Origin of the sequence: Tateyamaria sp. ANG-S1, from assembly GCF_000814025.1 — a bacterium.
Taxonomy (GTDB): Bacteria; Pseudomonadota; Alphaproteobacteria; order Rhodobacterales; family Rhodobacteraceae; genus Tateyamaria.
In genome coordinates this window covers 240,662-264,971 of sequence record NZ_JWLL01000006.1, presented here as the reverse complement: position 1 = coordinate 264,971, position 24,310 = coordinate 240,662, and the positions used below count along the sequence as shown (strand labels likewise).

Genomic DNA, 24,310 nt, shown 5'->3' with positions numbered 1-24,310 from the left:
TGGGGCCAAAACGTCAGCGATGCAGGTTAACGGGTCTTAACGCGACCGTACGCTAGGTCTGTGGGTCCTTATAGACGCCCTGCTCTTTCAGGGCGTCCACAACCTCAGCCGGCATATAGGTCTCATCATGTTTGGCAAGGATTTCAGAGGCTTCAAAGACGCCGTCGATATACTTGCCAGTGCCCACCATCCCCTGGTTTTCCTCAAACAGATCAGGCAGCACGCCAGTAAAGACGACAGGCACAGACGCACCACCGTCGGTCACTTCAAATCGAATCGACGCGCCCTCACCACGCACGAGGGAACCCTCAGCAACCAATCCACCAATGCGAAACACCTCGGTCGGGCCCGGCGGCTCCGCCATGATCTGGCTTGGCGCGCGGAAGAAATTGATCCCATCTCGCATCGCGTACCCGATCAGCACTGTGGAAACCGTCAATGCCACCGCCGCGAGGGCGATGATCTGGATCCGACGCTGCTTCTTCAGGCTTTTCATGGACGTCTGCTATGGGAATAGCGGGGCCATCATCAGCCCCTCAACTTCATCTATATTTAACATCAGATTGGCATTTTGCAACGCCTGCCCCGACGATCCCTTGGTCAAGTTGTCGAGGGCCGCGACCACAACCGTCCGTCCCGGCAACCGATCCGCGGCCACCCCGATATGACAAAAGTTCGATCCGCGCACATGCCGCGTCGAGGGAACCTCACCCATGGGCAGCACTTCGATGAAAGGCTCTGCCTGATAGGCAGACGCAAGCGTATCCAGCACCGCATGCGCATCACCCTTTACGTAAGCAGTGCCTAAAATCCCCCTATTTGCAGGGATCAAATGCGGCTGGAACTGGATATGCACGTCCCGTCCCGCGACCTTGGAAAACTCCTGATCGAACTCGCCGAGATGCCGATGCGACCCGCCGGTGGCATAAGCGTGATAGCCTTCCGACAGCTCCGCATGCAGCAGGTTTTCCTTTAACGCCCGCCCCGCGCCCGACACAGCGGCCTTCAAATCCAGAATGATGTCATCCAGATCTATGACCCCAGCCGCGATCAAAGGCCGCAGCGCAAACTGACCGGTCGCAGCATTGCAGCCCGTACCCGCGACCAGCCGCGCACCCGCAATCTCGTCACGGTAAAACTCGGTCAGGCCATAAACGGCCTCGCCCTGCATCTCGACCGCCGCATGCGGGTTGCCGTACCACTTCTGATAGGCCTCCGGATCGCGCAGCCTGAAATCGGCACTCAGATCCACGATCCGCAGATCCCGCGGCAGACCCGAGATCACCTCCTGGCTCGTCTTGTGCGGCAACGCGCAGAAACACAGGTCAATACCCGCCCAGTCGATCTGGTCAAAGGCGACCATCGGCGGCAGATCCAGATGGCGCAGGTGCGGGTAGACCTGCGCAACGGTCTGCCCGGCCTTAGAGAACGCCCCCAAAGCCTTGATTTCAATCGAAGAGTGTCCGGCAATCAGCCGGATCAGTTCAGCGCCCGTGTAGCCGGAAGCGCCCAGAATAGCGATGTTGTAGGTCATGTCGGTCTTCTTGGATAAGGTGTCAGATCAAGCGGCATCAAACGTGATCTGTCGTCGCAAGAACTGCGTGGCGCGCTGGCTGACGGTCTTGGGATTGCCCGTGGTCAGAAACCCTGCCGCGCCTCCGCCCATCTTGTCCGGGTGACGCTCCAGATAGTCGGCAAGGCTCTCACCCACCAACCCGGCCTGTGAATACACGGCCACATCGGCGCCCAGCGCGTCCTGAAACTCGTCCTGCATCAGCGGGTAGTGCGTACAGCCCAGAATGGCCGCCTGCGGCTCCGGCATCTTGCGCTTAAGGGCGTCCACGTGGGACCGCACCAACGCGTCGGCCAGGATCATGTCACCGTCTTCGATGGCATCGACAACACCGCCACAAGCTTGCGCCTCAACATCCACACCGATAGCCCGGAACGCCAGCTCCCGCTGAAACGCGCGGGAGGCGACCGTCGCAGGCGTAGCAAAAAGCGCCACATGCTGCACACCGACCTCACGAGGCGGAGAATTGTCGCCCCACTGCCGCTCGGTCAGTGCTTCGATCATCGGCACAAACACCCCAAGCACCCGTTTATTAGTGGGCACCCACCCCTCCTGCATCCGGCGCAGCGCCGCGGCGGAGGCCGTATTGCACGCCAAGATCACCAGATCACAGCCCGCATCAAACAGCCGCTGAACCGCCGTAGTGGTCAGGTCATAGATGTTGTCCGCCGTCCGGACGCCGTAGGGCGCATTGGCACTGTCGGCGAGATAGATAAAATCCACATCCGGCAACCGCTTCTGCGCGGCGTCCAGCACGGTCAGCCCGCCCAAACCAGAATCGAAAATACCAACAGCCATCGTGTGCCTCTTGCGGCCTCAAGTGCGGTGCCGCTCTTCGAACTCATATCCCAGGTCAAACACCTTCACCGGGTTCGGGTTCAGCTCATACGTGGCTTTGCGCAGGAATTCCATCATCTGTTTGGGATGCTGCGCCATGGGGTTCAGCACATCCCTGCCGATCGGGTCGCCCACAACCACGTCCACGGGTGTATCAACCCGCTTCTTGAACTCCTTGATCAGCAGCCCAAGGCGCAGCGTGTTGTGCAGGTGGCTCGCAATCTGGAACAGGCGGCTGGTGTGCCCATCGAAGTAAAGTGGCACCACGGTGGCATCGGACTTCGCCACCATCCGCGCCGTAAAGCTGCGCCACCCCGGGTCCATGGGCTTTGAGAATGGCTTGGCCGCCGTGCTCACCGTCCCACCGGGAAAGATGCCAATAGCCCCGCCATCACCCAGATAGCGCAGAGATTCCTTGCGCGTCGCCACGTTCAGCGCCATTGCTTCGCGCGTGTCGTCAAAACTGATCGGGAGCAGTACCCGGTTCAACTCTTCGGCCTTCTTGAAGACCGAGTTCGCCATGATCCGGAAATCCCCCCGGATGGTCGACAGGATGTGCCCCATCATGAGCCCATCCAGAATGCCATAGGGGTGGTTCGCAATCAGGATCAATGGCCCCTCACGCGGGATATTCTCCAGCGCCCCGCCCACGACGTTCAGCGACAGCCCATAGCGTTCTACCATCACGGCCCAAAAGTCGCGGCCCGCTGCAACCTCATGCTCATAGCCCTCGGCACGCTTGATCAAACGCAAGCGACCGGTCGTGTTTTCCAATATACGGATCAAGGCCCGCCCGCCTTTGGTTTCGGCGGAATGGGAATAACTGATCTCGCGCGTGATCTCGCGCTGCTGGCGACGGTGCATAACGGTGGCCTGACTACTCTATGCGCTCCGTTTTACGGCGTGCGCGTAATCCTGCCTAGCCCATATGACACAGGTGTGACGTGATCACTCAGCCGCCTTGGCCTGCACAGGACCACCGGCCCGTATCACCGACAGCAACTCCTCGCGCCGTTTGGCGGCCTTCGCCTCGTTCGCATGCTTCACCGGCCCGAAGCCGCGAATATCGAGCGGCAACGCGGCCAAGGCAACGATGGCATCGCGCGTACCGTCATCCAGTTTGGGCAGCACCGCTTTCATGTCCGCCTCATACTGTTTGATCAGTGCTCGCTCCATCTTGCGCTCTTGGGTGTAGCCAAACGGATCAAGCGGCGTGCCGCGCAGCCCCTTGAACTTGGCAAGCAGGCGGAAGTTGCGTATCATGCCGGGCCCATACTCTTTCTTCACCGGTCGACCATCCGGCCCCTCTTTCGACAGCATAGGCGGGGCAAGGTGGAACTTCATCTTGAAATCACCATCGAACTGCTCCCGCGCCTTGGCTTCGGTGTCCAGATGCAACCGGGCGACCTCGTACTCGTCCTTGTAAGCAAGAAGCTTGTGATAGCCCTCGGCAACCGCTTCTTTCACCTTGGCGTCCTTGATGCCGTCCACCAGCTTGCGATAGCGTTTGGCCAGTCGCTTCGACTGATACTTCACCAGATGATCGGCGCGAAACGCGACCTTCTCCTCAAGCGACTTAGGCAACTGGATCACCTTTGGCTCGGCAATCCGCGCCGCTTCATCCGCATGCAGAACCGCCCAGCGCCCAATGTCGAATGCACGCTTGTTCCGCTCGACCGCCGCGCCATTCAAATCAATCGCTGCCGTGATCGCCTCAAAGCTCAAAGGCACCAGCCCCCGCTGCCACGCGGCACCAAAGATCATCATGTTCGAAAAAATACTGTCGCCCATCGTGGCCTTCGCCAGATCAGAGGCATCGAACATGTCCACGCGATCCCTTAGCCGCGCCTCAAGCGCCAGCGACAGGCGCTCCGATGGCAATGCAAACTCGGTGTTGCGGGTAAAGTCCCCCGTAATGATCTCGTGCGAGTTCACCACAGCGCCCGTGCGCCCAGCGCTGGTAAGCCCCAGCGTCTTGGCCCCAGCGGACACCACCAGATCCCCGCCAATCAGCGCATCGCACTCACCCGTTGCAACCCGAATGGCGCTGATGTCGGCGGGATCATTCGCCAACCGGCAGTGGATATGCACCGCCCCACCCTTCTGGGCCAGCCCTGCCATTTCCATCATCCCTGCCCCCTTGCCATCGATATGCGCAGCCTGCGCCATCACGGCACCGATGGTCACAACCCCCGTGCCGCCCACACCGGTGATGACGACATTCCAAGTGGTCCTGATCTCCGGCAACTCCGGCATCGGCAGATCAGGCAGGTCCAACTCGGTCGTCGCCGCCTTCTTTACCTGCGCACCTTCCAAGGTCACAAAGCTCGGGCAGAACCCCTTGAGGCAGGAGAAGTCTTTGTTGCAGGACGACTGATCAATCGCCCGCTTGCGGCCCAGCTCTGTCTCCTTGGGCACGATAGACACACAATTTGACTGCACCCCGCAATCACCGCAGCCCTCACAAACATCCGTATTGATAAACACCCGCTTGTCGATGTCGGGGAAGGTGCCCCGCTTCCTCCGCCGCCGCTTCTCTGCCGCACAGGTCTGCACATAGACAATGACCGACACGCCTTCCGTCTCGGCAAAGCGCTCCTGCACAACCTGCAACTCGGCCCGCTCATGGGTCGGCACACCCGACGGGAAACGCGACACATCCACGTCTTCCTTGTCGTCATAGACCACCGCGACATGGCTACAGCCCATCGCCCGCACTTCATCCACGATCCGGTAGGGATCAAGGCCACCCTCATTCCCCTGCCCTCCCGTCATCGCAACGGCATCGTTATAGAGGATCTTGTAAGTGATGTTCGTGCCCGCCGCCAAAGCCGCGCGAATGGACTGCACCCCCGAGTGGTTGTAGGTGCCGTCGCCCAGGTTCTGGAACACATGTTCCCGCGCCGAAAACGGCGCTTCACCAATCCAGTTCGCGCCCTCGGCTCCCATGTGAGTGTAGCCAATGGTCTCGCGGTCCATCCACTGCACCATGTAGTGACAACCGATGCCCGCATAGGCACGGCTCCCCTCCGGCACCTTGGTCGATGAATTGTGCGGACAGCCCGAGCAGAAATACGGCAAACGCGCCGCAATATCCTCGGCATTGTCAGACCGGCGCGCCTCGTCCAGCTTCGCCAACCCCGCTTTAATCCCATCGGTGTTCCGGCCCTCTTCTACCAGAATGCCACCCAGCTTCTCGGCAATCAGGATCGGATCAAGCGCCCCACGGGTCGGGAAAAGCTCTTCGCGGTGCATCGACCCGGCACCGCCTTTGTACCAGCCATAGACGCGCCGCCCGCGCCGATCGTCAAAAATCGCTTCCTTGATCTGCACCTCGATCAGCTTGCGCTTTTCCTCGACGACGACAATCAGGTCGAGCCCTTCGGCCCAGTCATGGAAGCCCTGCATATCAAGCGGGAAGGTCTGGCCCACTTTGTATGTGGTAATCCCCAGCCGCTCCGCCTCGTTCTCGTCAATGTTCAGCAGGTTCAGCGCATGGACCAGATCCAGCCAGTTCTTGCCAGCTGCGACAAAACCAATCTTCGCCCCCGGCTTGCCCCACATCCGCTTGTCCATGCGGTTGGCACGGCTGAACGCCTCCGCAGCAAAGCGCTTGTGGTCGATCATCCGCGCCTCCTGCTCAGTGGGCGTATCAACCAAACGGATATTCAGCCCGCCCTCGGGCAGCACATAATCCGGTACGCTGAGCGACAACCGATGCGGATCACCATCCACCACACTCGTCGCCTCGACGGTATCCTTCATCGTCTTCAGGCCGACCCAGAGACCCGAAAACCGGCTCAGCGCCCAACCATAGATGCCGTAATCCATGATCTCCTGCACACCGGCGGGCGACACGACGGGCATATAGGCATCAATCAGCGCCCACTCCGACTGGTGCAAAACCGTAGAACTCTCACCAGTGTGGTCATCCCCCATCGCAACCAGCACACCGCCGTGTTTGGAGGACCCTGCCATGTTGGCATGTTTGAAGGCATCACCGGACCGATCCACCCCCGGCCCCTTGCCATACCATAGGCCAAAGACACCGTCGTACTTGCCCTCGCCCCGCAACTCCGCCTGCTGCGATCCCCACAGGGCCGTGGCCGCCAAATCCTCATTAAGCCCCGGCTGAAACGTCACATCATGGGCCGCAAGCTGCTTGAGCGCTCGGGTCATCTGCATATCAACGGCCCCCAGCGGCGATCCGCGATAGCCCGTCACCAACCCTGCCGTGTTCAACTCTGCGGCCACATCACGGGCCTTCTGCATCAGCGTCAGGCGCACAAGCGCCTGCGTGCCGTTCAGCAAAACGGGGCTCTTTTCCAGGTCATACCGGTCGTTCAAGGAAATCTTCTGCGTGCTCATCGCTGGCCTCCCCTGCCGTGATCAGTCTTGCATAACTTGCCACCAATAATAGGTCACAAATACTGACCTTGCCACAAAATTTTTTGTCACATCGCAGTTCCGGCAAAGCCAAGCATATGAAATATGAAGATTTCGCCTATGTTGGCGGTAACGTTACAGAAGTGGTGCGCATGGACTGGGACAAGTTACGAATATTTCACGCGGTGGCGGACGCGGGCAGCCTCACCCATGCCGGTGACAAGCTGAACCTCAGCCAATCGGCGGTCTCGCGGCAAATCCGCGGGCTCGAAGAATCGCTGAACGCGACGCTCTTTCACCGCCATGCCCGTGGCCTCATCCTGACCGAACAGGGTGAGCTTCTGTTTGACGCCACAACCGCGATGAACAAACGGCTCGACACGGCGTCGGCCCGCATCCGCGACAGCGAAGAAGAAGTGTTCGGCGACCTGCGCGTCACCACAACAATCGGCTTCGGCACGCTCTGGCTCGCTCCACGCCTCGTCAAACTCTACGAACAATACCCCGATCTGCGTGTGGACCTCATGCTCGAGGAGCGCGTGCTTGACCTGCCCATGCGCGAGGCCGACGTGGCCATCCGTATGAAAGAGCCCAGCCAGGCTGACCTCATCCGCAAACGGCTGATGACGGTCAAGATGCAGGTCTTTGCAACGCAAGCCTACCTGGAGGCCAACGGCACACCGGAAACACTCGAAGACCTCATTCACCACAGGCTGATCTGCCAAAACGTGAACGCAGCCCAAGTGGGTGCAGGCAGCAGCCTCGTCCAACATCTTTTGACATATGAAATCCGCTCACTCCTGACGGTAAACAACTACTACGGCGTGCTGCAGGGCGTGCTACAGGACCTCGGCCTTGGGATCCTGCCGGACTACGTGTCGCTGGACGATCCGCGACTCATCCGCGTCCTGCCCGAGATCGAGTCTGCAGATGTGCCTGTTTTCTTGGCGTATCCGGAAGAACTCCGCCAATCCAAGCGGATCGCCGCCTTCCGCGACTTCGTACAAGAAGAAATCATCGCCTACCGTAAGATGCTGAGGCAAAAAGAGAATCCCTAAGGCATGCGGCAAACGCATACCAGCCATGCCTACGCGCGTGCAGAAAACGCCTTGATTGGCAGCAAGTGCATCCCTAACTCGCCTAATGAAGAGACACGGCGCTAACGCGCCATCTTCATACCTCCCTGTTGGACTTGGCCGAGCTTCGCGCTCGGCCTTTTTTTATCTCCCCGGATTTTCAGCTTTCCTTGCAACGTGCCCTGCGCACGCGCAGTGTGTGGGAAAACAATAAAGTACGTCTGGGGACATATATGCAAAAGCTAGATTTGAGCGCCGTCTGGCGCCACTTGCTCATTTTTTCACTGGCCATCTTCGTGCTGGCCTCCCCCCTTCCAGCGCAAACACTCCTTTCGACATCGTCCGAGGGTGGCGAGGCTGCGGTCGCAGACCTGCCCGAACCGCTTACCAAAGAAACCGCCAACGCCCTGCTGTCGCGGCTCAGTGACAGCGAGGTACGCGCGCTCTTGCTGGATCAACTGAACGCACAGGCCACCACGGATGCAGAGGCTGACGCAGCCGAGATCGAGGACTTCATCTATCACCTGACGTCCGGTGCCGTTGAGCAAATCAGCATTGCGATCCAGCGCCTGCCCCTGCTCTTTACAGAACAAGCACGGGCCTTTTCCACATTCGGGAATTTCGTCGGATCAAAGGGGCTGCTGGCAATCGCCGGCTACTTCCTGATGGTTCTTGCCGGGGCCTTTGCGATTGAGTTTGCATTCCGCCGCCTGATCCGAAGCTGGCTGATCCTACCGCCCAAACGTACCGACTCCCAAAGCATCCGCGAAGCAGTCGTGCCGCTCGCCAAACGTCTGACAAGCGAAATCGTATCGGTCGCGATCTTCATGCTTGCGGCGTCACAAATCACCCGGCACGCCGTGCCTACCTACTACCACCCGTTCTTTATGCTGGTGGGGCCATGGCTGATTGGCCTGCCCCGCATGTCCGCAGCGGTCGGGCGCTTTTTCATGGCACCCAATGCGCCCGACTACCGCATCGTGACGGCCAGTGACGACACGGCACGCGCTATGGTGTTTCACATGTTCTGGCTCGGCATGGTGATCGGCATTGGCCAGGTGATCGTGCCGTTCAACGCAGCCAACGGCGTACCCGTGGGCGAAACCCGCATCGGGGCCTGGGTGAATTTCGCCGTTCATCTCTACGTGATGCTGCTCTTCTGGCGCTACTGGGATGAAAGCATCAACATGATGCGCGGCGGATATGACGACCTAAGCCCGACCGAAGACTGGATCGCCCGCATCTACCCCTATTTCGGCATAGGCGTGGCGGTGGCCACATGGTGGATCGTCAACGTTGTGGTCAGCTACGAAAACTTCGCCCTGCTCGACGGGGTGCCGCAGTACAAGACCCTCGCCCTTCTTACCTTTGCGCCAGCCATGGACACAGCCATCCGCGGCTTGGTCCGCCATCTCGCGCCACCCATGACAGGCGAGGGTCCGGTGGCCGAACGGGCCTATATCTCGACCCGCCGGTCCTATGTCCGCATCGGGCGCGTGCTTGTGTTTGGTCTGGTCATTGTGGCCGTCGCCTCATTCTGGGGCATGTCACCGACCCGGCTCGCCAGCGCAGGCGTCGGCGAACGCTTTGCCGCCAGCCTGATGGAGTTCCTGCTGATCATCGCCATCGGCTATCTGGTCTATGAGGTTGTCTCGCTCATCATCAACCGCAAGCTCGCGGCCGAGATGACGGCATCAGGCTACGACCCCAACGCGGAAGAGATCGGTGGCGGCGACGGCGGCGGCGCAGGCGGCTCTCGCCTGTCCACGGTCCTGCCCTTGATCCTCGGCGTCAGCCAGGCAGCGATCATCGTGCTCTTCCTCCTCCTCGGGCTCAGCAATGCAGGGGTCGACACCACCCCCCTGCTGGCCGGTGCCGGGATCGTCGGTCTTGCTATCGGCTTCGGCGCACAAAAGCTGGTGACGGACGTGGTGTCGGGCATCTTCTTCCTGATCGATGACGCCTTCCGCACCGGGGAGTATGTCGAGGTGGATGGCACCATGGGCACGGTCGAGAAAATCTCGATCCGTTCCATGCAGCTGCGCCACCACCGCGGCCCGGTCCACACCCTGCCCTATGGCGAGATTCCCAAGATCACCAACTATTCCCGCGACTGGGTCATCATGAAGCTGCGCTTCACCGTCCCCTTTGGCACGGACCCCAACAAGGTGAAGAAGATTTTCAAATCCATTGGCGCCGAGATGATGGAAGACCCGCTCTTCCAGGACGACTTCCTGCAGCCCTTCAAATCCCAAGGCGTGCTGGAATTTGACGACGTCGGCATCGTGATGCGCGGCAAGTTCATGGCCAAGCCCGGCACCCAGTTCACGATCCGTAAGGAACTGCTTAGCCGTGTGAACCGCAAATTTGAAGAGGCCGGGATCGACTTCGCCCGACGCGAGGTGCGCGTGGCCATCCCCGGCCTGGACGACCACGAAAAGCTTACGAACGAGGACAAGGCGACCATCGCCGCCGCCGCAACCGAAGCCGCGCAAGAGATGGCAGAGGCCGCGCCCGGAGCCAGCAAACCGGGCGACTGAGCCGCGCACGGACCTGACACGATGGCGTGACCCGTTTTGCCTTTGGATGCGGGCGCGCCACCTTTTTCCTTGAACATGATCAAGGGAGACGACCATGCGCCTTGCCAAATACATCGCGCCGCTAATGCTGGCCCTCGCCGTGCCGGGCATCGGACATGCCGAATTGTCCGCTGACGACATCAGCGCCCTGTCCAGCGCACCCAAGGGCCTTGTGCTGGCATCCGACGGCGCCGTGCTGGGCACCATTGACGGGCTCCGCATATCGGGCGACCGCGCCCGGCTCTTTGTCCAAACACGCGGCGGCAACATCTTCCGACGCACGGGCGGCAAGGACATCGTTGTGACGACAACACCTGCTCAACTAACCCGCCAAGGCAACAACTTGGTGATGGAGGCCGATACGCAGCGGATCAGGATCAAGGCAAACAAGTCCTTCACCGATGACAGCTCGCCCATCACGATCCTTCTGCTCGGTCCCTAGCATGTCCACCGAATAAGCCGCGTCCCTCGCGGGTTATCGCAGCAGAACGCAGCAAAAAGGATATTTCATATGACACGTTTCACCAAATCCGCACAACGCGCCATCGCGACGCTGGCCCTTAGCCTTACCGCCGCCACCGCTCACGCCGACCTCACAGCCCGCGACGCGGCGCAGGTTGAAAAACTGCGCGGCACAGCCGTCATTTCGTCGGACGGCGCCCTTGTGGGCCTGATCGAAGGCGCCTCGATCAGCGGTGACCGCGCCTCCCTGTTCCTCAAACCCGGCAGCGGCGACATCCTGCGCCGCAGCGGCAAGGACATCATCATTCGCACCAACACCACCGAACTCACGTTGCAAGGCACCCAGATCATTCTGAACGCCAACGCACAGCGTGTCCGCACCAAGGCAAAGGTGATCAAGGACAATGACGACCAGATCACGGTAAACCTTCCGCGGATCTGAGGGTCCAGTCATCAGACAAGCCAGACACCCCGGCACCTCACCTGCCGGGGCGTTTTCTTGTATTTTGTAATCACCTCGCCTGCGGCCGCGCCCCATTCCCAAACGTTCGGGACTATCCGCGCGAACGCCTCAGGGCAGCCTAAGTTCCCTTGTTTTTAAAGCATTTTTGACATCTTTTTTTGGGAACGATCCACAATGCGGTGCCGTTGTCTCCCCGAAGTCAGAAAATACAAAGGAGACTGACAATGACACGCAAGATCGCACTGATCGCCTCGACCGCACTGGCCCTGTCCGCCGCACCCCTCCTGGCCGACGACGCTGTCATCACCTTTGATCCAGCCAACACACTCGCTGGCAAAGAAGACCGCGTGAGCACGATCTCTGCCATCGAAGGGGGCGATGTTGTGACATCCGACGGCGTCCTGTTGGGTCAGATCGAGGAGTTTTCGATCAACGAGGACGACCGCGCCGTGGTCCAAATCGATGTCGAAGCCGGCCTGCGCTACGAAGGCGACACCATGCTGCTGACGATTGCCCCCGAGAACGTGAGTGTGGCCAACGGCAGCGTCGCTGTCGAGCCGACTGATGACGAACTGTTTGCAGCCATCGGCCAAGGCGGCCGCAATACCGTCGGCGAACTTGAGATCGACTTCAAGTAATCGCACGCCTTGCAACCCGCCTGGTTGCACAGCATTCAAGCCGCTCTGCACTCCGCAGGGCGGCTTTTTTCTATCCTGCATTTCAGACAAAGCGCATGCGTCGCTGTCAGGCTTCATCCTCGAACCACGCTCAAACAAACGGCGATGTAGAAACCACACATCCCATGGCAGGGCTTTCCAGTTTTCAATATCTGGCGGCACATCGCGTTGACTGATAGAATTGTGCTCATTCGCCTGAGCATGCTTTCGAGTCCGCTTTGCGGACTTTGCCGCCATTCGACTTCGAAACTTCTCTGACGCAGCATCCGTTCGCAGGCGCGGCACGCTTATTGCGGCTTCGCAGCACAAGGTCGTCAATGCGGTCGTTCGCGGGGGTCGGTTTTACTCGAACCAAGACCGTACTTTCGCCGCAGCTCTATCGGATAGTTCAGACGCGGGACAAAGCTGCCAGCCATCATATGCGTTAAGCAACTTTTGCGTTTTTCCTCATAAGTCTAACGCCTGTAACACACAGCAGTGCGCCAACTACCTGAAACGACGCAACAAACGGCAGTTCCACCCATAACGGACTTTCACAGATCGCAGATGACTAGGCTCCGTCAACCGTTTGAGAAATCACCCAATAGCACTGAAATACTTCGCCCAGACGCGGACCAGAAAACATCAAAACCAGGCCAAGAAAAAGCAATATCCATCTCATCGAAACACACTACGCTGTCTGCGCTTCACTTGAAAGCCAAACCCGAAAACAAATCGGCTACTGCTGGATATAACTAGTAGCTTTGGGCTCAAAGCCCGCCTTCACAGCATACGACCCAATGACCGCTTTCGGGTCAAAGACGCTGGACACTTGGGCCAGAAATGCGTGACGCCGTGCGCAGTCACGCCCTGAACCTGCACCTTTTGCGCAATGGACCCGCATTGTACTGCAAGCTATGCGCACTCTTCTGTGACCAGAGGAGTTTGACAGCCAGACACGGGCCCGTGACAGCGTCTTTTTATGGACATGCAGCACCCCCAAGTGATGGGCAATTCATCTCCCAAGGAATCACACCATGACCCGTCTCTACTCTGCTGCCAAAACACTCGCCGCCGTCACTGCTCTCGCACTCACAACCACCGCCGCTCACGCCGATCTCACCGCAAAGGACATCGCGGCCTTTGACGGCAAAAGCGGCGTGCGCGTCTATTCGTCGGATGGCGACTTCGTTGGAACAACAAATGGCCTGCGCGTCAGCGGAGAGCGTGTGCGGCTGTTTCTCTTGCCCCGCTCCGGCTCCATCTTCCGCTTGCGGGGCCGGGATGTGATCGTCACGACCAAGACCGACCTGATCACCCGTCGCGGCAATGATTTGGTTCTGGATGCCGACACCCTGCGTTTGCGGATCAAGGCACAGAACCCAGCCTCCGATCAGGACGGCGCACTGACAATCTTGCTTCTGACCTGACAGGACCTCCGTGGCGTCGTGATGGCCGCATCTCTTTGCTGCGTGCACACCGGCAAGGATGCGGTCACGCAATGCGCGGCCAGGGAGCATAAAAATGCGCCACACGCCCGACCGCACCGGATCGTACGTCAGTCTGAGAAAATGTGGTTAAATTTCAGCGAACCCACCGTGCGCAAGACCAAGCCATTAGTTCAAAAGCACGATCACAGAGCGGTTAAAATACTGCAAACACGCCGCATGGCTTGTCCCCGCGGGGACAAACCCTTTATCCCCGCCCGTCCCTGCTCTAAAGAGCGTGCCAAAGCCGGGGGACGACATATGCAAGAGCCGAAAATCACCGAAGATCTGATCGCAAATCACGGGCTGAAACCCGATGAATACGACCGCATTCTTGAGATCATCGGACGCGAGCCCACCTTCACCGAGTTGGGCATCTTTTCGGCCATGTGGAACGAGCATTGCTCGTATAAATCGTCCAAGATCCACCTCAAGAAATTACCCACCACCGGCCCCCAGGTAATCTGCGGCCCCGGCGAGAACGCAGGCGTCGTGGACATCGGCGATGGTCAGGCCGTGGTTTTCAAAATGGAAAGCCACAACCACCCCAGCTACATCGAACCCTACCAAGGCGCCGCCACCGGCGTCGGCGGTATCCTCCGCGACGTCTTCACCATGGGCGCCCGCCCCATCGCCTCGATGAACGCCCTGTCCTTCGGCGAACCCGACCATCCCAAAACGCGCCAACTCGTTCATGGAGTGGTCGAAGGCATCGGCGGCTACGGCAACGCCTTCGGTGTGCCTTGCGCAGGCGGCGAAGTCCGGTTTGATCCCGCCTACAACGGCAACTGTCTCGTCAACGCCTTCGCCGCGGGCCTCGCAGACGCGGACAAAATCTTCTATTCCGCCGCCTCCGGCGTCGGCATGCCGGTCGTCTACCTCGGCGCCAAGACAGGCCGCGACGGCGTGGGCGGGGCGACCATGGCCTCGGCTGAGTTCGATGACACGATCGAAGAGAAACGTCCCACCGTGCAAGTCGGCGATCCCTTCACCGAAAAGCGCCTGATGGAAGCGACGCTGGAATTGATGCAAACCGGCGCTGTTATCTCAATCCAAGACATGGGCGCCGCGGGCCTCACCTGCTCCGCGGTCGAGATGGGCGACAAGGGCGGGCTTGGCGTCAAGCTGAACCTCAACGACGTGCCGGTGCGCGAAGAGAAAATGACCGCCTATGAGATGATGCTGTCGGAAAGCCAAGAGCGCATGCTCATGGTCCTGAAACCCGAACTCGAAGCGGAAGCGAAAGCCGTCTTCGACAAATGGGACCTCGACTTCGCCATCGTGGGCGAAACCATCGCCGAAGACCGCTTCCTCATCGAACATAACGGCGAGGTCAAAGCCGACCTGCCCCTGTCGAAACTCGCCTCAGAAGCCCCCGAATACGACCGCCCGTGGGAACCAACGCCAGAGACCAATCCCCTCGGAGACATCCCATCCATCGACCCCATCGACGGGCTGAAGGCACTGCTCGCCAGCCCGAACTACGCGGCCAAACAGTGGGTCTATGAGCAGTATGATACCATGGTCATGGCTGACAGCGCCCGCACTCCCGGTCTTGGCGCCGGGATCATGCGTGTGCACGGCACTGACAAGTCACTGGCCTTCACCTCGGACGTCACTCCGCGCTACGTCAAAGCCAACCCGGTCGAGGGTGGTAAGCAAGCGGTGGCCGAAGCCTATCGCAACCTGACCGCCGTGGGCGCTAAGCCCTTGGCAACAACAGATAATCTGAACTTCGGCAATCCTGAAAAGCCGGAGATCATGGGACAGTTCGTGGGTGCACTCAACGGCATTGGACAGGCCTGCGCGGCGCTCGACATGCCCATCGTTTCTGGCAACGTCTCACTCTATAACGAGACCGACGGTGCAGCCATCCTACCCACCCCGACCATCGGCGCGGTCGGTCTGATCGACCATCCGGACAACATCATCGGAGGCGACGTGCGCGAGGGTCATGTTGCACTGCTTGTAGGCGCGTGTGGCGGACATCTTGGACAGTCTGCGCTTTTGGCTGAAGTGTTCGGTCGTACCGACGGGGACGCGCCGCATGTGGACCTTGATGCAGAGAAGCGGAACGGCGATTTTATTCGTGAAAACAGGCACTTGATCAATGCCTGCACTGACCTGAGCGATGGAGGGCTGGCATTGGCTGCCTTTGAACTCGCGGAAGCGGCAGACGTTGGCGTATGGGTTGATGCGAGTGAGATGGGCAGCTTTTTTGGCGAGGATCAGGCGCGCTATCTAGTGGCCTGTTCCTTCGACAAGGCCGAAGCGCTGATGATCGAGGCGGGCAAGGCGGGCGTGCCGATTGTGTCGGTCGGCAAATTCTCGGGCGATACAGTCTGGATGGGCAAGTCATCTGCTCCGCTGGCCGAACTGCGCGACATCTACCGCTCCACTTTTGCCAACACTTTCGCCTGAACCTTGGTTTCAGAGCCGCTGACGTCGTTTGTTTCCAAACGACGCGTGGGGGCAGAACTTTTTTGCCTGCAAAAACGTGGAGTCCAGCACCCAGTTGTTCGAGGGTGTGGCGCCGCAGATTTTTCCAAGAAAAATCGCTTTCCGCCACCGCCGACATGCGCATTGCGCATGTCGCTTCAAGGCGCGCAATTTCACAACATCCCCAAAAGGCGATCCCGGTCACCCACGTCGTCACGGCGGGAGATGACCTGGGCCAGTTCTTCGATAGAGGCGATGGAATGACCGGCGCGGAAGCTGTCCACGTGGGGCAGCATGGCGGCGATGCCGCGCGCGCGGGGGGCGAAATCTTCCCATCTTAACAGCGGGTTGATCCAGATGAGACGTTGAGCGGAGAGGTGCAGGCGCTCCATCTGTTTTTCCAGCGCATCGGGGTCGTCGCGGTCGAGGCCGTCGGTGATGAGCAGGACCACGGCCCCCTGCCCCAACACGCGGCGTGACCATTGCTTGTTGAACGCCTCAAGGCAGGACCCGATGCGCGTGCCGCCCTCCCAATCCTGGGCCTCGGCGCCCGCAGATTTCAGTGCGGCATCTACATCGCGCTGATGCAGGTGGCGGGTGATATTGGTGAGGCGTGTGCCGAAGGTGAAGGCATGAACGCGGGCCCAGCCTGCGCCCTTGGCGTTCGCGACCGCATGAAGGAAGTGCAGGACGACGCGGGAGTATTGGCTCATGGAGCCTGAGATATCACAGAGGGCAACAAGGTTCGGGTAACGGACCCTGGGGGTTTTCCATTTCAGGTCCCGCATGTCGCCACCCTGTCGCATGGCCGCGCGCAGAGTGCGTGCGGGATCGACGCGGCCCAGACCGGCGGCGCGGGTCCGGCGCGTGGGCATCGGATCGACCGGCAGCGCCATACGGGCCAGCATGGCCTTGGCTTGCGCCATCTCGTCGGTGCTCATCTGTTCGAAATCGAGGGTCTTGAGCTGTTCTTCGGCGCTCATGGTCAGCGAAGCGTCGATCTCAATCTCGGTGCCGCCCTCCTCCATCTCCGGAAGGTCGATGTCGTCGCCCGCGCCGTCGAGAAGCGCTTCGGCGGCGCGCTTTTCGGCGGCTTGTGCGCCGCGGTCCTCCTGCACGCCGCGCACGGCAGGCAGCATAGCCGCCATCATATGTTCGAGGTAACGCGGGTCACGCCAGTAGAGGCGGAAGATTTGCGCGAACACCGCGCGGTGTTCGGGTTTCGAGACAAAACAGGCGTGGAGCGTCCAGTAGAAATCGCGCTTTTCGGTGAAGCCTGCCTTGGTGACGGCCGTGATTGCGTCCAGCACCCGGCCAGTGCCGATGGGCAGGCCCGCTCGGCGCAGGGCGCGGGCGAAATGAGTTATATTGCCTGCAAGCTTGGGGTTTTCCGGTAGTTCGAGCGGTGCGTATTCTGGCATCTGTTATGCCGGGGGCCAGCCCCCGGACCCCCGGGATTTTTTGAAACAGGGAAGTGGCTTAGGCGGGTTCGAGGGAGGCTTTGGCCTCGTCCAGAAGGCGTTTGGCCTCGGATCCTTGAAGTCTCTGGATGTCGTCCTGGTATTTCAGGATCGCGCCGAGCGTGTCAGCGATGACCTCGGGGCTGAGTGTCAGCACATCGAGCGCCAGCAGGCATTTGGCCCAGTCGATGGTTTCGGCAACGCCGGGCTTCTTGAACAGGTCCTCGGTCCGCAGGTGCTGAACGAAGGCGACGACCTCGCGGCTAAGTTCGGCGGCGGCCTCTGGGGCGCGGGACTGGAGGATTTCCATCTCGCGGTCGAAATCGGGGTAGTCGACCCAGTGGTAGAGGCAGCGGCGTTTCAGAGCGTCGTGCACTTCGCGCGTGCGGTTGGAGGTGAGGATGACGATGGGCGGTTCGGGGGCCTTGATCGTGCCAAGTTCCGGGATTGTGACCTGGAAATCGGAGAGGGCTTCCAAGAGGAAGGCTTCGAAAGGTTCGTCAGTGCGGTCCAACTCGTCGATCAGCAGGACCGGCGCGCCATGGTCGTCAGGGCGCATGGCGTCGAGAAGCGGGCGTTCGATCAGGTATTCGTCCGAGAAGAGTTCGGTTTGCAGGGCCTTGCGGTCAGCCCCGCCTGCGGCTTCGGCTGTGCGGATCGCAACCATCTGGGCCGGGAAGTTCCATTCGTAGACCGCCGAGGACGCATCGAGCCCTTCGTAGCATTGCAGGCGGATGAGGCGACGGCCTAACGATGCGGCGAGCGCTTTGGCGATTTCGGTTTTGCCGACGCCTGCTTCGCCCTCAAGGAACAGCGGCCGGCCGAGCGACAGGCTGAGGAAGACCACCGTGCCGAGGCTGCGGTCGCAGACATACCCTTGGTCGGCCAGCATAGACTGGACAGCGTCAATGGAGGTGGGTGTGTGCATGGCGTGGTCCTTCCCTTGCTTCCAACCTGCATCGTCTGCGCCTGTCGTCAAGGGCTGCTAAAGTCGTGCGCGTTGACGCGATTCGCTTGAAATGGCATGGTGTTAACGCAACGAAAATGAGGTTTGCGGCATATGGCACGTGGACCCGGGGACACAGAGGCGGCGGGCGATGGACCCAGCAGACAAGGCGGGCGTGGCATGCGCGTGACAGCGGTGACTTGCGTGAAGAACGAGGGGCCGTTCCTGTTGGAGTGGATCGCCTTTAACCGTTTGATCGGGGCCACGGATCACCTGTTTTATAGCAACGATTGTACCGATGGCACGGATGCGCTGCTGGATGCGTTGGCGGACCGTGGCCTGTGTCAGCATCTTCCCAATCCTGCAGAGGGGCGCAACTACCAGATGGAGGCGCTGAAAGACGCGCGCCGTCAGGACATTGTGACCGAAGCCGACTGGGTCTGGATTGCGGATGTGGACGAGTTTCTGAACATTCACGTAGGCGATCATACGATCCCGGCATTGATCAACGCCTGTGGAGATCCGCAGGCGATTTCAGTGACATTTCAGTTCTTTGCCAGCGATGGTGTGGACGCTTATGTCGACAAGCCTGTGATCGGGCAGTTTCACCGGTCGCACAATCCGGACCTGTGGTGCGGGGAGGCGGCGATTGAGGTGAAGTCACTGGTGCGCCATGATTTTCCCCTGCAGTATTATGGTGCGCATCGGCCCTTTCAGAAGGGCAAGGCGCGGCCAGATTGGACCGATGGGTCGGGGCGCAAGGTGCCGCACAAGTTTCTGGTGGCGGCGAACCCGCGTCGGATCAGGCGCTTTCCGGCGCACGGGGCGCGGGAGATGGCGACGCTCAATCACTATGCGCTGCGCTCGCTCGACAGTTATTTGGTAAAGAACGACCGTGGTGATGTGAACCGGGAGAACCGGGCGTTTGACGATACCTATTGGCGCGAGCGGAATGATCCTGCTTGGGAGGACAAGAGTATTCAGCGGTATCTGCCGGATCTGAAGAAAGCGCTAGGTGAACTAAAGAAAGACAAGGAGATCAAGGCGCTGCATGAGGAGTGCGTGCGGTTGCACATCGCCAAGCGGGATGAGTTGCTGGCTAAGCCGGAATACCAAGCGATGCAGGCGCAATTGCGCGCGGCCTCGACCCTGCCGCCGCAGGAAGAGGCGATGTTGATCGAGTTGGGGCTTGTGGAGCCTGCGGCATGACGCTGAAAGTGGTGAACCTGGGCCTGCCCAAGACGGGCACCACGACACTGGCCCGTGCCCTGCGCCGGACCGGGATGCGCGTGGCGGACCACCGCATTCGTCCGCGCCAAACCGAGAACACGGAATTGCATGACGCCTTTGTCGCTGACCTGCTTTATCGCGGGTATTTCGAGACCGGCGATCCAGGTTTCTATTTCGACGGGTTTGACGGCATTTCCGAGATGAGCCTGCTGCGCGAGGGCCGGTCGCTGTGGCCGCAGATGGATTTCGGGCTGATCATGGCGATCCGGGCGCATCATCCGGGTGTGAAGTTCCTGGCATCGAGCCGGGACCCGTTCAACCTGTCGCAAAGCATGCTGGCCTGGTCCGATCTGGGCACCGCGCGGCTGCCTGCGGGTAACATCCCCGGCCTGCCCGAAGGGTTTGGGGAAACAAGCGTGGAACGCATGCAGTGGATTGAGGCGCATTACGCCCATCTGCGGGCTATCTTTCGCGATGACGAGGATTTTCTGGAATACGACATCGCCGATCCGGACGCCAAAGACCTGATCGGTGGGTTTCTGGAGACACCAATCCATTGGTGGGGCAAGACCAATGTGAACAAGTTGAACGAGGTTGCGTGATGCAAATCCACCTGCATATCGGGCTGGAACAGGTGGGGGCGGACCGTCTGCAAAATGTGCTTGCCGCCAAGCGCGACCAATTGATGTCCAAGGGCGTGCTGTACTCGCGCGCGCTTGGCAACAAGAACCACACCCGGCTTTACATGGCCGTGACAGACGCCGCGCATATCGATCCGCTGCGCTACAATCGCGGCTACATCACCGGCGACAAGCAGAAGGTGCTGCGCGACACCGTCGCCTCTGATCTGGCAAAGGAAGTCGCGCAGGCCTCCCCCGACCATCTGATACTGTCTGCGTCACAACTGGGTGTGAGCCTGGTGACCAGATCCGAGCTTGAGCGGTTGAAGGCCCTTCTGACGCCGCTGTCGACAGATATCCGGATCATCGCGCATATTGACGAACCGGCAAGGCTGCTGGCCCGTCATTATGCAGAGCAGATTATGGAGGGGCGCGGCACATCGCTGGCGCAGGAACTTGCGCTCGCCGAAACCGACACCTGGTGGGCTGATGCGCTGAATGCAGCGCCTCGGATCAACCCGCAGGCTGGTGTGTTCATCGAAAATCAGGCGGCGCCGTTCTGGCTGGACTACACCGCACTTGAACAGCACTGGAATGCGGTCTTTGGCGACGGTGCCCTGACCTTTCGGGCCTATGATGCAGACACCTTTGCCGATGAGACTGTGACAGAAGAGGTGCGCGCGGCCTTCGGGATCAAACCCACGATTGGCAAGGCCACAGCCGCGCCAACGCCGCCTGAGCCATCGGCGGCATGGCTAGCCCGTGGGCGACAGTTGAACGACCTGATCTTGCAGGTACTCGCCAAGGAAAAGCGTATCCTGCCGCGGCAATTGTGGCGCGCGTTTATTGGGGAGATCCGCGTGGACGGCGATCCGATTGATCCCGCATCTCTGTCGGCCATTTCGAAGGCCTTTGCAGAGCAGAACAAGGCCATCGCCAAGGCGCACGACTTGCCCGCAACGCTGTTCAAGGCGCCGCGCGCCAAAAAGGCCTGGGAAGAAGCCGACCCGACCCGGGGCTTTCGTGCCTCGCAATACTTGCTGGGCTTCATGTGGCGGATCGACAAGGCCACGCAGGAAGAGCGAAAGACCAAGGCGGCTGATCTGGCACGGGTGAACGGGGACAAAGCACCGGCAGCAAAGCCATCAGATGGCCTGACCGATACGGCGCGCGCGTTGATGCCGCCGCTGGCCGTTCAGAACTTTGAAAAGCTGCGGACGTCTTCGTTTGCACCGCACAACAGGTTGGGCGCCGTCAACGAAGAGGAACTGGCCGCAGCCTATACCCCCGTGGCCGCGCGCAAGCTGCCCAAAGGATCGACCGGCAACGTGATCGTGGGCTGCATGAAGAACGAGGCCCCCTACATCGTCGAGTGGATCGCCTACCATCGTGCCATGGGCGTTGACAATTTCCTGATCTACACCAACGGGTGCGAGGACGGGACGAGCGAGATCCTAGACGGCTTGCAGGAGATGGGTGTCGTCCAGCACCGCAACAACGACAATTGGAAGGGCAACTCGCCCCAGCAATACGCGCTGAACCAGTCGCTGAAAGAGCCGCTGATCAAGAACGCCGACTGGATCATCCATATCGACGTGGATGAGTTCATGAACGTGCGCACCGGCAATGGGACGTTGCAGGACTTCTTTGACGCGGTGCCGGACGCCACCAATGTCGCGATGACCTGGCGGCTGTTCGGCCACAACGGTGTGACCGCGCTAAAGGACGATTTCGTCATCGACCAGTTCGATCATTGTGCGCCGAAATACTGCCCCAAGCCGCACACTGTTTGGGGCTTCAAGACGATGTTCAAGAACATCGGCGCCTATGAAAAGATCAGTTGCCACCGCCCGAACAAGCTGAAACCTGGCAAGAAGTCCGATGTACGCTGGGTGAATGGATCCGGCAAGGATATGACCAAGGAAGCCGCTGAAAACGGGTGGAGAAGTTCGAAAAAGTCAATTGGCTATGACCTTTTGCAACTCAACCACTATGCGTTGCGGTCGGCTGAGTCCTTTTTGATCAAGCGTCAGAGGGGCCGTGCGCTGCATGTGGATCGGTCCATCGGCATCAATTACTGGATCCGCATGGATTGGTCCGATGTGCGCGACATCACCATCAAGCGGAACCTGCCACGGCTGCGCGCGGAATACGACGCGCTGATGGAGGATGCCGCGTTGCGTGCATGGCATGAGAAGGGTCTGGACTGGCACCGCGCCAAAGCCGAGGAGCTTCATGCAAATCCGGAGTTCCAGGACCTGTTCGATCAGGCGCTGAAGGTCAAGTTGACCGAGACCGAGCGGGTGGCCTATGCCCTCGCCCTCGACATGGAGAGTTGAGATGGACGGAGCGCCGGTGCAGAGCCCCATGATCAAGACGCCCCGCGGTCTGCTGTTTCCGCGCGACATGGAGGTGCTGAAGCCGCGCATTGCGGGCAGCCTGCGGCGCGGACTTTACGAGACGAAGGAAGGCGACGCGGTGCTGCGGGTGGTGCAGCCGGGTGATGTCGTTCTCGAACTGGGGGGCGGGCTTGGCTACATTTCCACCCTGCTAGCCAAGAAGAGCGAGGCGGCGCATGTTCATGTTTACGAGGCAAACGGGGTCTTGGCCGACTACATCAGCCGCGTCCACGCCGCCAACGGCGTTGAAAACGCGACCGTGCATCATGCGATGCTCGGCAAGCGCAAGGGCACGAAGGCGTTCCATGTGCGCGGCAACATCCTCGCCTCCTCGACCGATGAGACGCATGGCGATGGCGTGCAGCGCACAGACACAGTGGACGTGGTAAATGCACGCCAGCAGACAAGGGCCATCAAACCCACCGTGCTGGTCTGTGACATCGAGGGGGGCGAGGCGGAGGTTTTGCCCGAGATGGATCTGAGCACTTTGCGGGCTGCCGTGGTCGAGTTGCACCCGCAATGGACCGGGCCCGAGGGCGTGAATGCGGTGTTCGGTGCCATGATGTCGGCCGGTCTGGCCTACTACCCCAAACTGTCGACACGGAAGGTCGTCACGTTCCGCAGGGCCTGGCCGCTCAAGTGACACATCTTGCTCTTCTGACGGTCCGGAACGAGGCGGCGTTTCTGCTGGAATGGCTGGCCCATCATCGTGCGGTCGGTTTTGATGATGTTCTGGTGTTTTCAAACGATTGCGACGACGGCACCGATGTCATGCTGGACCGGCTGGCAACCTTGGGCTGGCTGACCCATGTCCGCAATGACGGCCCCTACGACAAGGGCGGCATTCAGTTCACCGCGCTCAAGGCCGCGGCCAAGATTAAGCAGGTCAAGTCCGCCGACTGGATCCTGCCGCTGGATGTGGACGAGTTTGTGAACATTCACGTCGGCAACGGCACGCTGGATGATCTGCACGCCGCCCTGCCCGATGCCACGGCCATCACACTGACATGGCGCTTGTTTGGCAATGACGGTCAGGTGCGTTTTCAGGACAAGCCGGTGACCGACACGTTCACCAAGGCAGCGCCCGAGATCCTGCACTGGCCCTGGCGGGCATCCATGTTCAAGACGCTGTATGCCAATGACGGCACCTACCGCAAACCGGGTGTGCACCGTCCCAAGGACGTGAAGGAAGACAAGCTGGCCCAGGCCCGGTGGTTTGACAGCCATGGCCGCGCGCTGGACGACCAGTTCAAGACGCGCCGCATCTTTTCCAATTTCGGTCGCCCGAACTACGGTTTTGCGCAACTGAACCACTACCCGCTGGGCGCCATGGAAAGCTATGTCCTCAAGGCCGACAGGGGCCGGGCCGTGCATTCCGATGACATGCTTGGCATCGACTACTGGGTCGAGCGCAACTTTTGCACGGATGAGGACACCAGCATCCATCGCTACCGGGCCGCGCGCGATGCGCATTTGGCAGAGTTGAAAGGCGACGACACCCTCGCCCGGCTGCACGATCAGGCCGTCGCATGGCGCAAGGATCGCTTCCACGCCCTGATGCAGCAGGAACCCTTTCGCGCCCTGTTTGGACGTTTGCTGATGTCGCCGCCCACGCGCCCTGTGCCCCGCGATGCTGCGCAATTCATGATCCGCTACGCCAATCTGGCGCGGCAATCCGGGCGCTAGACCGTCGCCTT

Annotated in this window: 19 protein-coding genes; 12 read left to right on the top strand and 7 right to left on the bottom strand. The window is 60.2% G+C overall.

What is annotated here, in order from left to right; genetic code table 11:
* Window positions 1-52: 52 nt before the first annotated feature.
* The 5 genes from ccmE to RA29_RS12530 form a co-directional block, all read right to left on the bottom strand.
* Complete coding sequence (ccmE, locus tag RA29_RS12550; protein ID WP_039686459.1) at window positions 53-496, bottom strand: cytochrome c maturation protein CcmE; 444 nt, start codon at window positions 494-496, stop codon at window positions 53-55.
* A 9-nt stretch (window positions 497-505) separates the two neighbouring features.
* Window positions 506-1,534 (bottom strand): N-acetyl-gamma-glutamyl-phosphate reductase, encoded by a 1,029-nt coding sequence (gene argC, locus RA29_RS12545; RefSeq protein WP_039686458.1) that lies wholly within the window; start codon window positions 1,532-1,534, stop codon window positions 506-508.
* Window positions 1,535-1,561: 27 nt separating this feature from the next.
* Window positions 1,562-2,371 carry an aspartate/glutamate racemase family protein gene (locus tag RA29_RS12540; RefSeq protein WP_039686457.1) on the bottom strand — a complete coding sequence of 270 codons (810 nt, stop codon included), beginning with the start codon at window positions 2,369-2,371 and terminating at the stop codon, window positions 1,562-1,564.
* Window positions 2,372-2,389: 18 nt separating this feature from the next.
* Window positions 2,390-3,274: a lysophospholipid acyltransferase family protein gene (locus RA29_RS12535; RefSeq protein WP_039686452.1), complete on the bottom strand. Its 885-nt coding sequence runs from the start codon at window positions 3,272-3,274 to the stop codon at window positions 2,390-2,392.
* 84 nt (window positions 3,275-3,358) lie between these two features.
* A complete protein-coding gene (locus tag RA29_RS12530) occupies window positions 3,359-6,778 on the bottom strand; it encodes an indolepyruvate ferredoxin oxidoreductase family protein (protein ID WP_039686450.1) in 3,420 nt (1,139 codons plus the stop codon).
* A 170-nt stretch (window positions 6,779-6,948) separates the two neighbouring features.
* Here RA29_RS12530 and RA29_RS12525 point away from each other — a divergent pair, with 170 nt between their 5' ends.
* The 7 genes from RA29_RS12525 (at window position 6,949) to purL (ending at window position 15,940) form a co-directional block, all read left to right on the top strand.
* Window positions 6,949-7,854 (top strand): LysR family transcriptional regulator, encoded by a 906-nt coding sequence (locus tag RA29_RS12525; RefSeq protein ID WP_039687755.1) that lies wholly within the window; start codon window positions 6,949-6,951, stop codon window positions 7,852-7,854.
* Between the two features lie 251 nt (window positions 7,855-8,105).
* Complete coding sequence (locus RA29_RS12520; protein WP_039687754.1) at window positions 8,106-10,412, top strand: mechanosensitive ion channel family protein; 2,307 nt, start codon at window positions 8,106-8,108, stop codon at window positions 10,410-10,412.
* 94 nt (window positions 10,413-10,506) lie between these two features.
* Window positions 10,507-10,893, top strand: a complete 387-nt coding sequence (locus RA29_RS12515) for a hypothetical protein (RefSeq protein WP_039686448.1) — start codon at window positions 10,507-10,509, stop codon at window positions 10,891-10,893.
* A 69-nt stretch (window positions 10,894-10,962) separates the two neighbouring features.
* The gene (locus RA29_RS12510) at window positions 10,963-11,355 is read left to right on the top strand and encodes a hypothetical protein (RefSeq protein WP_039686446.1); all 393 of its coding nucleotides are present in this window, start codon (window positions 10,963-10,965) and stop codon (window positions 11,353-11,355) included.
* 245 nt (window positions 11,356-11,600) lie between these two features.
* Window positions 11,601-12,014, top strand: coding sequence for a PRC-barrel domain-containing protein (locus RA29_RS12505; RefSeq protein ID WP_039686444.1), 414 nt, complete (start codon window positions 11,601-11,603; stop codon window positions 12,012-12,014).
* A gap of 1,055 nt (window positions 12,015-13,069) precedes the next feature.
* Complete coding sequence (locus RA29_RS12500) at window positions 13,070-13,462, top strand: hypothetical protein (RefSeq protein WP_039686442.1); 393 nt, start codon at window positions 13,070-13,072, stop codon at window positions 13,460-13,462.
* Window positions 13,463-13,780: 318 nt separating this feature from the next.
* On the top strand, window positions 13,781-15,940 hold the full coding sequence (gene purL / locus RA29_RS12495) for a phosphoribosylformylglycinamidine synthase subunit PurL (protein ID WP_039686440.1): 2,160 nt from the start codon (window positions 13,781-13,783) through the stop codon (window positions 15,938-15,940).
* Window positions 15,941-16,131: 191 nt separating this feature from the next.
* Here the strand turns inward: purL and RA29_RS12490 are convergent, their stop codons facing one another.
* A complete protein-coding gene (locus tag RA29_RS12490) occupies window positions 16,132-17,379 on the bottom strand; it encodes a VWA domain-containing protein (RefSeq protein WP_039686438.1) in 1,248 nt (415 codons plus the stop codon).
* A 58-nt stretch (window positions 17,380-17,437) separates the two neighbouring features.
* Window positions 17,438-18,346 carry a MoxR family ATPase gene (locus RA29_RS12485; RefSeq protein ID WP_039687753.1) on the bottom strand — a complete coding sequence of 303 codons (909 nt, stop codon included), beginning with the start codon at window positions 18,344-18,346 and terminating at the stop codon, window positions 17,438-17,440.
* A gap of 198 nt (window positions 18,347-18,544) precedes the next feature.
* On the opposite strand from RA29_RS12485, the gene RA29_RS12480 reads away from it, so the two are divergent.
* The 5 genes from RA29_RS12480 to RA29_RS12460 are packed head-to-tail and all read left to right on the top strand — an operon-like array spanning window position 18,545 to window position 24,299.
* Complete coding sequence (locus RA29_RS12480) at window positions 18,545-19,573, top strand: glycosyltransferase family 2 protein (protein WP_039687752.1); 1,029 nt, start codon at window positions 18,545-18,547, stop codon at window positions 19,571-19,573.
* Window positions 19,570-20,196, top strand: a complete 627-nt coding sequence (locus RA29_RS12475; protein ID WP_039686436.1) for a hypothetical protein — start codon at window positions 19,570-19,572, stop codon at window positions 20,194-20,196. Before RA29_RS12480 ends, RA29_RS12475 begins: the two co-directional genes overlap by 4 nt.
* A complete protein-coding gene (locus tag RA29_RS12470; protein WP_039686434.1) occupies window positions 20,196-22,553 on the top strand; it encodes a glycosyltransferase family 2 protein in 2,358 nt (785 codons plus the stop codon). Before RA29_RS12475 ends, RA29_RS12470 begins: the two co-directional genes overlap by 1 nt.
* A 1-nt stretch (window position 22,554) precedes the next feature.
* On the top strand, window positions 22,555-23,256 hold the full coding sequence (locus RA29_RS12465) for an FkbM family methyltransferase (RefSeq protein ID WP_039686432.1): 702 nt from the start codon (window positions 22,555-22,557) through the stop codon (window positions 23,254-23,256).
* Window positions 23,253-24,299, top strand: a complete 1,047-nt coding sequence (locus tag RA29_RS12460; RefSeq protein ID WP_039686430.1) for a glycosyltransferase family 2 protein — start codon at window positions 23,253-23,255, stop codon at window positions 24,297-24,299. The genes RA29_RS12465 and RA29_RS12460 overlap by 4 nt, the downstream gene beginning before the upstream one ends.
* Window positions 24,300-24,310 lie beyond the last annotated feature (11 nt).

Excerpts from the sequence above, each read along its gene's own strand:
- ccmE (WP_039686459.1), bottom strand. The coding sequence starts at position 496 with ATGAAAAGCCTGAAGAAGCAGCGTCGGATCCAGATCATCGCCCTCGCG.
- argC (WP_039686458.1), bottom strand. The coding sequence starts at position 1,534 with ATGACCTACAACATCGCTATTCTGGGCGCTTCCGGCTACACGGGCGCT.
- RA29_RS12540 (WP_039686457.1), bottom strand. The coding sequence starts at position 2,371 with ATGGCTGTTGGTATTTTCGATTCTGGTTTGGGCGGGCTGACCGTGCTG.
- RA29_RS12535 (WP_039686452.1), bottom strand. The coding sequence starts at position 3,274 with ATGCACCGTCGCCAGCAGCGCGAGATCACGCGCGAGATCAGTTATTCC.
- RA29_RS12530 (WP_039686450.1), bottom strand. The coding sequence starts at position 6,778 with ATGAGCACGCAGAAGATTTCCTTGAACGACCGGTATGACCTGGAAAAG.
- RA29_RS12525 (WP_039687755.1), top strand. The coding sequence starts at position 6,949 with ATGGACTGGGACAAGTTACGAATATTTCACGCGGTGGCGGACGCGGGC.
- RA29_RS12520 (WP_039687754.1), top strand. The coding sequence starts at position 8,106 with ATGCAAAAGCTAGATTTGAGCGCCGTCTGGCGCCACTTGCTCATTTTT.
- RA29_RS12515 (WP_039686448.1), top strand. The coding sequence starts at position 10,507 with ATGCGCCTTGCCAAATACATCGCGCCGCTAATGCTGGCCCTCGCCGTG.
- RA29_RS12510 (WP_039686446.1), top strand. The coding sequence starts at position 10,963 with ATGACACGTTTCACCAAATCCGCACAACGCGCCATCGCGACGCTGGCC.
- RA29_RS12505 (WP_039686444.1), top strand. The coding sequence starts at position 11,601 with ATGACACGCAAGATCGCACTGATCGCCTCGACCGCACTGGCCCTGTCC.
- RA29_RS12500 (WP_039686442.1), top strand. The coding sequence starts at position 13,070 with ATGACCCGTCTCTACTCTGCTGCCAAAACACTCGCCGCCGTCACTGCT.
- purL (WP_039686440.1), top strand. The coding sequence starts at position 13,781 with ATGCAAGAGCCGAAAATCACCGAAGATCTGATCGCAAATCACGGGCTG.
- RA29_RS12490 (WP_039686438.1), bottom strand. The coding sequence starts at position 17,379 with ATGCCAGAATACGCACCGCTCGAACTACCGGAAAACCCCAAGCTTGCA.
- RA29_RS12485 (WP_039687753.1), bottom strand. The coding sequence starts at position 18,346 with ATGCACACACCCACCTCCATTGACGCTGTCCAGTCTATGCTGGCCGAC.
- RA29_RS12480 (WP_039687752.1), top strand. The coding sequence starts at position 18,545 with ATGCGCGTGACAGCGGTGACTTGCGTGAAGAACGAGGGGCCGTTCCTG.
- RA29_RS12475 (WP_039686436.1), top strand. The coding sequence starts at position 19,570 with ATGACGCTGAAAGTGGTGAACCTGGGCCTGCCCAAGACGGGCACCACG.
- RA29_RS12470 (WP_039686434.1), top strand. The coding sequence starts at position 20,196 with ATGCAAATCCACCTGCATATCGGGCTGGAACAGGTGGGGGCGGACCGT.
- RA29_RS12465 (WP_039686432.1), top strand. The coding sequence starts at position 22,555 with ATGGACGGAGCGCCGGTGCAGAGCCCCATGATCAAGACGCCCCGCGGT.